This window comes from Salipiger sp. (assembly GCF_059781815.1).
Genome location: NZ_JBYNAH010000187.1, coordinates 1 through 10487, shown reverse-complemented (window position 1 = coordinate 10487; position 10487 = coordinate 1). Strand labels below are relative to the sequence as shown.

Annotated in this window: 11 protein-coding genes and 1 pseudogene; 6 read left to right on the top strand and 6 right to left on the bottom strand. The window is 65.0% G+C overall.

The features are described 5' to 3' along the window. Positions 1-904, bottom strand: a 904-nt coding sequence (locus AC6RA4_RS18720) for a PstS family phosphate ABC transporter substrate-binding protein (protein WP_500162945.1), incomplete at its 3' end; no start/stop codon positions are given. 197 nt (positions 905-1101) lie between these two features. Here AC6RA4_RS18720 and AC6RA4_RS18715 point away from each other — a divergent pair. Beyond that, positions 1102-1827, top strand: a complete 726-nt coding sequence (locus AC6RA4_RS18715) for a hypothetical protein (protein ID WP_500162944.1) — start codon at positions 1102-1104, stop codon at positions 1825-1827. A gap of 24 nt (positions 1828-1851) precedes the next feature. On the opposite strand, the gene AC6RA4_RS18710 is transcribed toward AC6RA4_RS18715, so the two are convergent. Continuing rightward, complete coding sequence (locus tag AC6RA4_RS18710; protein ID WP_500162942.1) at positions 1852-2892, bottom strand: sensor histidine kinase; 1041 nt, start codon at positions 2890-2892, stop codon at positions 1852-1854. Between the two features lie 402 nt (positions 2893-3294). Between AC6RA4_RS18710 and AC6RA4_RS18705 the strand changes: the two genes are divergently transcribed. Beyond that, positions 3295-3807 carry a hypothetical protein gene (locus AC6RA4_RS18705; RefSeq protein ID WP_500162940.1) on the top strand — a complete coding sequence of 171 codons (513 nt, stop codon included), beginning with the start codon at positions 3295-3297 and terminating at the stop codon, positions 3805-3807. Between the two features lie 21 nt (positions 3808-3828). Here AC6RA4_RS18705 and AC6RA4_RS18700 read toward each other — a convergent pair whose 3' ends face one another. From AC6RA4_RS18700 to AC6RA4_RS18690, 3 genes are read right to left on the bottom strand one after another with little or no spacing between them, the layout of a single operon-like run. Next, positions 3829-4350 (bottom strand): gamma carbonic anhydrase family protein, encoded by a 522-nt coding sequence (locus AC6RA4_RS18700; protein WP_500162939.1) that lies wholly within the window; start codon positions 4348-4350, stop codon positions 3829-3831. Beyond that, a complete protein-coding gene (gmk, locus tag AC6RA4_RS18695; RefSeq protein WP_500162937.1) occupies positions 4347-4988 on the bottom strand; it encodes a guanylate kinase in 642 nt (213 codons plus the stop codon). The genes AC6RA4_RS18700 and gmk overlap by 4 nt, the downstream gene beginning before the upstream one ends. A 4-nt stretch (positions 4989-4992) precedes the next feature. Beyond that, complete coding sequence (locus tag AC6RA4_RS18690) at positions 4993-5871, bottom strand: YicC/YloC family endoribonuclease (protein WP_500162935.1); 879 nt, start codon at positions 5869-5871, stop codon at positions 4993-4995. 256 nt (positions 5872-6127) lie between these two features. Between AC6RA4_RS18690 and AC6RA4_RS18685 the strand changes: the two genes are divergently transcribed. Then, positions 6128-6826: a PAS domain-containing protein gene (locus AC6RA4_RS18685; protein ID WP_500162933.1), complete on the top strand. Its 699-nt coding sequence runs from the start codon at positions 6128-6130 to the stop codon at positions 6824-6826. Between the two features lie 130 nt (positions 6827-6956). Here AC6RA4_RS18685 and AC6RA4_RS18680 read toward each other — a convergent pair whose 3' ends face one another. Beyond that, positions 6957-7868: a UTP--glucose-1-phosphate uridylyltransferase gene (locus AC6RA4_RS18680; RefSeq protein WP_500162931.1), complete on the bottom strand. Its 912-nt coding sequence runs from the start codon at positions 7866-7868 to the stop codon at positions 6957-6959. Between the two features lie 530 nt (positions 7869-8398). On the opposite strand from AC6RA4_RS18680, the gene AC6RA4_RS18675 reads away from it, so the two are divergent. From AC6RA4_RS18675 to AC6RA4_RS18665, 3 genes and pseudogenes are all read left to right on the top strand, one after another. Then, positions 8399-9439, top strand: a complete 1041-nt coding sequence (locus AC6RA4_RS18675; RefSeq protein ID WP_500162947.1) for an NAD(P)H-dependent glycerol-3-phosphate dehydrogenase — start codon at positions 8399-8401, stop codon at positions 9437-9439. Continuing rightward, positions 9436-10212 carry an HAD-IIB family hydrolase gene (locus tag AC6RA4_RS18670; RefSeq protein WP_500162929.1) on the top strand — a complete coding sequence of 259 codons (777 nt, stop codon included), beginning with the start codon at positions 9436-9438 and terminating at the stop codon, positions 10210-10212. The genes AC6RA4_RS18675 and AC6RA4_RS18670 overlap by 4 nt, the downstream gene beginning before the upstream one ends. A gap of 3 nt (positions 10213-10215) precedes the next feature. Continuing rightward, positions 10216-10487, top strand: a pseudogene (locus AC6RA4_RS18665) (glucosylglycerol-phosphate synthase); the annotation flags it as partial.

Genomic DNA, 10487 nt, shown 5'->3' with positions numbered 1-10487 from the left:
TTTCCTTCTGGCGGGGGTTGACGCGTTTGTGGGCCTTTTTGATGTAGAAGAACCGGGGACGCGACACCGGGTACTCGCCTGCGGCGATCGACTCGGTGGTCGGCTGCACGCCGCCCATGGTCGCGACCTTCAGCTTGTCGGTGTTGTTCTCGTAGAACGCCAGGCCGAAGACGCCGATGCCGTTCGGGTTGCTGTCGATGCGCGCCAGGGTCTCGGTGTAGTCGCCGTCGATGTCGACCGACTTGCCGTCGGTGCGGACCGCCATGCAGGCGCCCTCGGCGTCGTCTTCCGACATGCCGCCGGCCATCATGGCTTCCATGGCGCCGGTGTCTTCACAGCCCTGCAGCAGGACCTTCTCTTCAAAGACTTCGCGGGTGCCGTGCTTGGTGCCCGGGATGAAGGCCGCGATTTCGACGTCCGGCAGGTCGCCGTTGAACTCGGCCCAGGTGTTGTAGGGGTTGGCCTTGATCTCGCCATCGACGAGAACCTCGGCGGCCAGGGCGTTGAAGATGTCGGCCGGCTGGAACGCGGTGAACTCGGGGCCGGTCTTCTGCGAGGCGAAGACGATGCCGTCATAGCCGATGCGGACTTCGATGATGTCGGTCACGCCGGCGTCGGCGCAGGCCTTGATCTCTTTTTCGCGGATGGCGCGCGAGGCGTTGGCGATGTCGATGGTGTTCTCGCCGACGCCTTCGCAGAAGCGCTTCAGGCCAGCGGAGGAGCCGCCCGATTCCACGACCGGGGTCGGGAAGTCGAAGTTTTCGCCGAAGGCTTCTGCCACGATCGAAGCGTAGGGCAGAACGGTGGACGAACCGGCGACCTGCACGTTGTCACGGGCGGCAGCGGCGGAAGCCGAGACGGCGGCGATGGCCAGAGCCGATGCGGCGAGTTTAACGGATTGCATATGCATGCTCCTGTAACGTTGGTTACGATCCCCTCCCCTCGGGGACCTCGCGGGCAGCCCTAGGCTTCTCGCGCGATGCTTTTGTGACACCTGTGTAACAGTTTGATGACAGCGCCCGGAATGTGGCGCTTAATGGGGATCGAGTCGCGCAAAGCGGTCTTCGGACCGCGGCGATACCCGCATTTCCTTTGTCTTGAATGCGGGGGTCGCGCGCCCGGCAGGGGGACAGCAAGCCAATGAGAAAACGAGAGTTTATCAAAGCGAGCGGCGAACGTGCGGTGATCTGGGTCACACCGACCGAGGTTTCCAGACACTTCGGCACGAAATGGCCGGTGGGAAAGACGCGGTTCCGGAAGATGCGGCGGTATTTGCCGCGTCCGGTGGCGAACCTCTTCCGTAAACGGATCAAACGGGCCGAACCGTTTTCCATCCCGGCACAATATTTCACCAAGCGTCCGCCGGTCGCCGAAACACCGCGATTCCGCCTTCTCGAAGACCTCCTCGCCAACCGGGACGATCTGCGCAGCAGCCTCTGGTTCCGCGCCTTCTCGGAGGAACTCGCCGCGAAGGGCGTGGCCGATTACAAGGGCCGCCCCTTGCACAGCGAAGAAGAGATCCTCGCGTTCCTCGAGACCTATGTGCTCGGATTGGTCGAAAGCCTCCGCGAGAACGGCTTCGACGCCTCGAAGACCGGCTACGAATCTTCGGCCGTGATCGACGCCGACGGGCATCTCATGAAGACCAGCTCCGGCAATCACCGCTTCTGTATCGCCACGCTGCTCGATCTGCCGCGATTTCCGCTGATGATCGTCGGGGCCCACGAGGACTGGGTGCGCCGCCATATCGACGGGCCGCTCACGGTAGAGAAGATCCTCGCCCAGCTTCCCGCCATCGAGGCGCAGCACCAGCGCCCCGAGACCTGAGACACGAGACCTGAGGCCGAACGCTCAGACCTCGAGCGGCAGCACCACGCGGAAGGTGGTGCCCGCGCCGGGCTGGCTCTCGATCTTGAGGCGCCCCCGGTGGCGGTTGACGATGTGCTTGACGATGGCAAGGCCAAGGCCGGTGCCACCCATCTCGCGCGAGCGGTGGCTGTCGACCCGGTAGAACCGCTCGGTCAGGCGCGGGATGTGGATCGGGTTGATCCCCGGACCGGTGTCGCGCACCGCCAGCTCCACCCCCTGCCCGCGCAGCCGCGGCTGGTACGCCGGCTCGGTCAGCTGCACCCGCACCTCCGCACCCTTGCCGGAATACTTCACCGCGTTTTCGACGAGGTTCAGCAGCACCTGCCGCAACTGGTCGGCATCGCCGGGCACCTCGAGCGGCGCTTCGGGCGCGTCGGTCAGCAAGGTCACCCCGGCATCTTTGGCCAGAGGCGCAAGCCCCCCGATCACCGAGCGCACCAGCCCGGCAAGATCCACCGGCTCGATCGGGCGCACCCGCTCTTCGGCTTCGACCCGGCTCAGCGACAGCAGATCTCCCACGAGCCGCTCCATCCGGCCCGCCTCGTCCTCCATGATCCCGAGGAACCGGTCGCGCGCCGCAGCGTCGTCGCGGGCCGGACCGCGCAGCGTCTCGATAAAGCCCAGAAGCGCGGTCAGCGGGGTGCGCAGCTCGTGGCTGACATTGGCGACGAAATCCCGCCTCATTTGCCCGGCCTGCTCGAGATGGGTGATGTCGGTAAAGGTCAGGAGCACGCCGGGCCGGCCCTCGAGCGGCAGCGGACGCACCGACACCTCGAAGGTGGTGTCCTGCCGGCTGTCACTGGTCAGATAGCGCGTCAGCCGCGGCGCGGCATCCCTGAACGTGCCCTCGATGGCATCCAACAAAGTCGGCTGGCGCAGCGCGGTGATGAAGTGCCGCCCCTCGAGCCCCTCGCCCAGCAAGGCCTTGGCTTCGGCATTGGCGGCCTCGACGCGCTCATCCCAGCGGATCAGGATGGTGGGCAGCGGAATGGCCGCAACGACATGTCTCGAATCGGTCTGCATCGCGTCCTTCCCTGCGGCGCCACATTTGCCCCGGCGACAGCGCAAGGCCGCCGCCACCACGAGACTCACTGCCTCTATCTCCCGATACCGCGGGGTGTTACACGGCGAAACCACCGGAGCAAGCGCCGTCCCATTGCCGCGATCCGGCGGAGCCCTGGGACGCATCGGCGGGGGATCGCCGCAATGCGGCGTCAACATGAAGCGTCGTAAGTCATTGAAAATTATATCAATCGGATCTGAACAACACTTTCAACACGCAGAATATGGCAAAGTTTCGGTACGGCAATCGGCAGATTACCACCTATAGGTGTATTCTTTTGCGAAAATCGATTGCGTTCGCCTTGGTTTTGTCCTTTTATGGCTGTGTAGGTGGGGGCGCCTACAACCACAGGAACTCGTAATATGCAGAGCGATCCGATCGATATCCACTGCCCCCATTGCGGGCAGGTCGCCCAGTTCTACGAGCCGTTCCGTTTTACTTGTGTGATCCGTTACCCAGAAGTGCCTGAAAACGCGCACCTTTGGGGGCGTGTGGTGGTTGAAGAACTGTACCCGGAACAGTTTAGCTGGACACAACCGGAAGCCAAGAAACCGACGTTCCATCAGGACGGCGCCGATGGCCCCGGATATCGCCTCAATCATCGCGGGATGGTTGAGTGCACCCATTGCAAGACTCTGGAGAAGGCCACGATCTCGTGGCCCGAGGATGCCTTCTGGCAGTGGACGATTGATGGCCACAAGCTCGTGGCCCGCAACCGCGACCACGCCAAGCAGATCCTCTCTTACCTGCGCGAACGCAAACGGGCGCCGAACCGCAAGCCGGCCCTGCGCAACATCCCGACCGTCATGCTCACCCGTCAGATGGCTCCGGTGGTGCAGTCCAAAGTGGAATATGCGCTCGAGCAGGCCTCGTGAGCATCATCAGGGTCTGACGCGTCAGAGCGCCGTCAGACCCGCCTTGAAGCGGCGCGCATTGGCCTGATAGCCGAGCGCCGATTTCCTCAGACCCTCGATCGCCGCCTCGTCGAGCTGGCGCACGACCTTGCCCGGCATCCCCATGACAAGGCTGCCGTCGGGGATCTCCTTGCCCTCGGTGATCAGCGCGCCGGCGCCGATCAGACAGTTGCGGCCGATCTTCGCACCGTTGAGAATGGTGGCGCCCATGCCGATCAGGCTGTTGTCGCCGATGGTGCAGCCATGCAGCATGACCTTGTGGCCGATGGTGCAGCCCTGCCCGATCACCAGCGGATAGCCCATGTCGGTGTGGCAGACGACGTTTTCCTGCACGTTGCTGCCCGCGCCGACGCGGATCTCCTCGTTGTCGCCGCGCAGCGTGCAGCCGAACCAGACCGAAGCCTTGTCCTCGAGCACCACCTTGCCGATCAGGTTGGCATCCGGCGCCGCCCAGGCGGTCTCGGCCAGCTCGGGCGCAACGCCCTCCAATGCGTAAAGCGTCATTCCTCTCCCTCCTCGAATTCCGCCTGCAGCTTGCGCACGTGATCGAGCAGGTGCGGCTGCTGCGTCCGGCGCAGGCGCGCTGCGGTGACGATGCTCTTGAGCCGCTCCTCGGTGGCGTCGAGATCCTCGTTCACCAGCACGAAATCATACGAGCCCCAGTGCGAGATCTCGTCCCAGCTCTTCTGCATGCGGCGCTGGATCACCTCGGGCCCGTCCTGGCCGCGCGATTCCAGCCGCCGCTTGAGCTCGGCGATCGAGGGCGGCAGCAGGAAGATCGACAGCGTGTGCAGCGCCAGCTCCGAATTGGTCATCTGCTGGGCGCCCTGCCAGTCGATATCGAAGAGCACGTCCTTGCCGGCGATGATGGCGTCGCGCACCGGGCCCTTGGGCGAGCCGTAGAAATTGCCGAACACATGAGCGTGCTCGAGCATCTCGCCATTGGCGACGGCCTTCTTGAACGCCGCCTCGGTCATGAAATGGTAATCCTCGCCATCGACCTCGCCCGGGCGTGGCGCGCGGGTGGTGGCCGAGACCGAGAAGATCACCGACGGATCCCAGGCCCGGAGCCGCTTGGCCAATGTCGATTTGCCCGCGCCCGAGGGCGAGGACAGGATGATGAGAAGACCTCTTCGGTTCATCGGATCACTCCACGTTCTGGACCTGCTCGCGCATCTGGTCGATCACCGTCTTGAGCGTCAGACCGATCTGGGTCAACACCGAGGAGCCGGATTTCGAACAGAGCGTGTTGGCCTCGCGATTGAATTCCTGCATCAGGAAATCGAGCTTGCGCCCCACCGCGCCCTTGTCCTGCAGCAGCGCCCGCGCCGCCGCCACATGCGCGCTCAGCCGGTCGAGCTCTTCGGTGATGTCGGATTTGACGGCGATGAGCGCAAGCTCCTGCGCCACGCGGGCCTCGTCGACGCCCTCGGTCGCCTCCATGACGCGCGCCAGCGCCGCGCGCAGCTTCTCGGCCTGTTCGTCGCGGCGGGCGTCCACGGCCTCGGCCGCCTGCGCCACCAACGCCTCGATCTCGTCGAGCTGGCCCGAGAGCACCGTCAACAGCGCCTGCCCCTCGCGGCCGCGCATCTCGACGAACTCGGCAAGTGCGGCCTCGAACTCGGCCAGCAGCGCGCTGCGCAGCGCCGGGATATCGCGTTGGCTCTGGCCGCTCGCCATGACGCCCCGCAGGGCGACGATCTGCGCCGCGCTGGAGCGCTCGAGCGGCAGCCCGCGTCGGCCCGCCGCATCCTCGATCCGCGCCATCGCGTCGAGCACCCGGGCAAGCGCGGCCTCGTCCAGTTCGGCCGCCTCCTCCTCACCGGCGCCGGTGAGCCGGAGCGAGATCTGCACATTGCCCCGCGCGAGCCTGGCCTGCGCCGCCTTGCGCACCAGCGGCTCGAGCCCCTCGACCCATTCGGGCAGCCGCAGCCGCAGTTCGAGCCCCTTGCCATTGACGCCGCGCAGCTCCCAGCCCCAGCGGAGGCCGTCCATCTCGCCGCTGCGGGACGCGAAGCCGGTCATCGATTGCCGCATTCTCGCCGCTCCATGTTAAGGCCAGGTGTCCCGCGCAGAAATCGCGGGGTTTCATCGGCCTATCCTCTGAATCCGGGCATGGCAAGCGGCGCGTCGACGGCCAAGGCGTTAACCTTTCAGCCAGAATTGGGGCGGAAATCTGCCCGATTTGAGATAAGTTGGGACTCAAGACGACACAAATGACCGGGAAGGTGGAACGGGGGCTCCGACCGCACCGGACGATGGACGACAAGGAGCCTAAGGCATGTTCGGAAACGGCGGAAACGAAAGGGGCATCGTCTCGATGACCGATCGCGAGAAACAGAAAAGGCTTGCGCCTCTGAGGCTTGTGGAGAGCTATTGGCACAAGCTCTCAGCTGCACGCGGCGAGATCCCCCTGCGCAGCGAAATCGACCCGCGGGGCATCGAGAGCGCGCTTGAACACGCGTTTCTCGCCGAGCGCATCGCGCCTGGCCTGGCCAAGCTGCGGGTCTCCGGCACCCATCTGAACGAGCTTATGGGCATGGAGACCTCGGGCATGCCGCTCTCGAGCCTGTTTACCCCCGACGCGCGCGATACGCTTGCCGATGCGGTGACCAGGGTCTTCGCCGAGGGCGCCATGGTCAAGCTGAGCCTCAAGGCCGAAGAAGGATTTGGTCGCAATAGCTTGAGCGGCAACCTTGTCCTTTTGCCTTTACGATCCGACATGGGCGACATGACCCGCATGATCGGCGCACTGGTGACCACCGGCAAGATCGGCCGGACCCCGCGGCGTTTCGACATCGCCACCATCACTGTGCAACCTGCGCTTGCCGAACGTTCGCTCTTCGAGCCCGATCCGCTGCAAGCAAGCACCGCAAGCACGCCTCTGCCGGGGCTGTTGGAAGACGCTACGCCCTTTGCACAGGCCCCGAAGTCTAAAGCCGGCAAGCCCAATTTGAAGTTGATTGTGGATAACGATTGATATCATTTTATAACAGTGCCTTACGGCCAAAACTGAAAGCACCGATAGAGATCTGTGACGAAATGCAAAAGGCCCCGCGCGATTTACTCGCGCGGGGCCTTTTCACGTTCTAACCGTTTGATGCGGGGCGTTATTCCGCCGCCAGCCGCATCGTGCTGTGCTCGTCGAGAACCGGGTGGAACTCCTTGTGCTGGCCGGCATAGGCCAGCGTGGCGCGCAGCATCCCGGCCTTGGAGCCGCAGTCGTAGCGCTGACCGCTGAAGCGGAAGCCTGACAGACCGACGCGCTCGATGCCCTTGGCGATGGCGTCGGTGAGCTGGATCTCCCCGCCGAGGCCCGGCTTCTGGTTGCGCAGGTCGTCGAAGATCGACGCATCGAGCACGTAGCGGCCCACCACGGCGTGCAGCGAGGGTGCCGCCTCTGGCTCGGGCTTCTCGACCATCCCGGACGCCGGAACCATCTGGCCCACCGGTGCGCCCTTCGGGTCGAGCACACCGTAGGCCTGAACCTCGTCGCGGCCGACTTCCATGGTGGCCACCATATGACCGGCGCCTCCTGTCTCGTAGGCTTCGATCATCTCGCTGAGGCAGCCTTTCTGGCCCATGATGAGATCATCGGGCAGGATCACCGCGACCGGCCCCGGCAGCACCTCATCCGCAGCGCAGAGCACTGCGTGGCCCAGGCCCAGCGGTTCGGGCTGCATCACGAAATGCGCCTGCTCTTCCTCGGGATTGATGGCGTATTCGTCGAGCGTGTCGGCGATACCGTGCTTGCCCTTCGAGCGGAGCTGGTGACACAGCTTCTCGTCCTGATGCACGTAACGCTCGATGGCGCCTTTCGAGGGGTGCGAGACAAACACCATCCGCTCGATCCCCGCCTCGCGGGCCTCATCCATGGCAAATTGCAGCAGCGGACGATCAAGCACGGGCAGAAGCTCCTTCGGCGTGGACTTGGTCGCCGGCAGGAACCGCGTTCCGAGCCCTGCCACCGGGAAGATCGCGGTGCGCACTTTCTGGCGGGCGTTCGGGCTGGTGTTGGTCACGTCGGTATCTCCTTGTATCGCTACGAACCGATGCCGCGTCGCGGCAATTGCGTAAGAGCTTATGCCCTTTCGGCGCGTCGACCAAATAACGTCCCGCGGGAAAAATAGTTCCGGCAGCGAAGCGCCTGTTTTTCTAGGGCCTCGGCAAAGGGGTGCCAATTCAATAGGTTGCGTGACAGCGCCGGAGGGCACATGGAAAAATCGTGCAATCGCGTTGAAATTGAATCAACGCTGCTGAAACGGCCCGCAAGAGCCGCCCGAATGCGATTAAAAATTGGGCAAACACCGCCTGACTTTCGCTAACGCAGAAAAATGGCCCCCTCGGCTTGGTTCGCCGGAACCCAACGCATAGTGTCGCGTTATCAGCTTAGGACAGAATGGAGTGAGCCCAATCGGCCGGCACCCCTCACCTCGTGGGGAGGCCCCGGCACAGCATTATGGACGGATTGACATTGAACATCCCGCCCGCGCGCGACACCGGCGACATGCCGAGACGCGCTGAACCTTATGCCCGTATCGCCGTCATCGGCATGGGAAGCTGGGGCACCGCCCTTGCCGCGGTCGCGGCAGCGGCCGGGTGCGATACCCGCCTCTGGGGCCGCCGCGACAGCCTCGCGCAAGCGATGGCCGAGACCCGGCAGAACCCCGAGCACCTGCCCGGCATCGATCTTCCCGCCACCCTGACGCCGACCTCGGATCTTGCCGCGGCGCTGACCGGCGTCGAGGCCGTGCTTCTGGTCACGCCGTCGCACACGCTGCGCGACATGGCACGCAAGATGAAGCCGCATCTCCCCGAAGGCATTCCGATCGCGCTCTGCTGCAAGGGCATCGAGCGCGGCACCGGCTTTCTTCTGAGCCACGTGGTCGAGGAAGAGCTGCCGGGCCATCCCGTCGGCGCGCTCTCCGGCCCGACCTTTGCCCGCGAGACGGCGCTCGGCCACCCGACCGCTGCCACCGTGGCGTTCAATTTCCGCCATCACGACCGCATCGCCCCCGAGCGCGCGCCCGCCGCACGCCTTGCGCTGACCATGCAGACACAGGCGTTCCGGCCCTATGTCTCGGACGACCTGATCGGCGTCGAGGTCGGTGGCGCGGTGAAGAACGTGGTCGCTATCGCCTGTGGCATGATGACCGGTGCAGGCTTTGCCGAGAACACCCGCGCGGCGCTGATCACCCGTGGCATGGACGAGATGAAGGCGCTGGCCGAGGCGCTCGGCGGCAAGCGCGAGACGGTGACCGGCCTTGCCGGCGCTGGCGATCTCACGCTGACCTGCTCGTCGACCACCTCGCGCAACATGTCGCTGGGCACCCAGCTGGGCCAGGGCATCCCGCGCGAGGCGTGCTTCGACGGCAAGCCGACGGTCGTCGAGGGCGAGGTCAACGCGGTCTCGGTGGTCGATCTGGCGCGCCGGGTCGGCGTCGAGATGCCGATCTGCGAGGCGGTCCACGCCATCCTGCATGAGGGCGCGCCGCTGACCGAGACCTTCCAGGCGCTCTGGTCCCGTCCGATCGAGGGCGAGCCGCGCGCGCTCGACATCACGCTTCACCCCTACGAGGGAGACCCCGCATGAGCTTTGATCACCCCCACAACCGCGACATCGCCGGCTGCCGCTTCGTGCTGGCAACCGATCTCGACGGCACCTTCCTTGGCGGCTCGGAAGAGGACCGCGCGGCCCTCTACCATTGGATCGAGGACAACCGCGACACCATCGGGCTGATCTTCGTCACCGGGCGCGATCCCAAGTTCATCGGCGAGCTCTGCGATGGTGGTGTGCCGTGGCCCGAATACGTCGTCGGTGACGTGGGCACCACGATTGCCCGGGTCGAGGATGGCAAGATCCATCCCATCGAGCCGCTCGAGGTCGAGATCGCCGAGACCTGGGGCGACGCCGGCGACACCGTGCGCTCGGCGCTTGACGGCCATCCCGGCCTGACCCTGCAGCCGACCGAGTTCCGCTACCGCGTGAGCTACGATCTCGACGCGGAGAATTTTGACGACAGCGCCCATGACATCGTGCGCGACATGGGCCACGACCCGCTGGTTTCCGACGACCGCTATTTCGACGTGCTGCCGCGCGGCATCTCGAAGGGCCCGTCGCTGCGCCGCCTTGTCAGCCATCTCGGCATCGAGGAAAGCCGCGTGCTCGCCGCTGGCGACACGCTGAACGATCTGTCGATGCTGGAATGCGGTCTGCCCGCCGTCGCCGTGGGCGGCGCCGAGCAGGCCCTGCTCGACCGGGTCTCCCGCCTGACACATGTCCACACTGCCGAAGCCATCGGCGCCGCGGGCATCCTCGAGGCGGTCGAGGCCTTCAATCTGCATCCCCTCCCGAAAGGAGCGTGAGCCATGTCCAGTGATCTGGTAATCGTCTATCACCGTCAGCCCTACGAAGAGGTCGAGGTCGACGGCAAGATCGAGTATCGCGCCAACAAGAGCCCCAATGGCATCGTCCCGACGCTGAAGAGTTTCTTCGGCAAGGTCGACAACGGCGCGTGGGTGGCCTGGAAAGAGGCCGAGGACACCTCGGACCCGGGCTTCGAGCGCGTGGTGCATATCGAGGACACCTTCGGCAAGTACACTGTCTCGCGCCTGCCGCTGACCGCGGCGCAGGTGAAGAG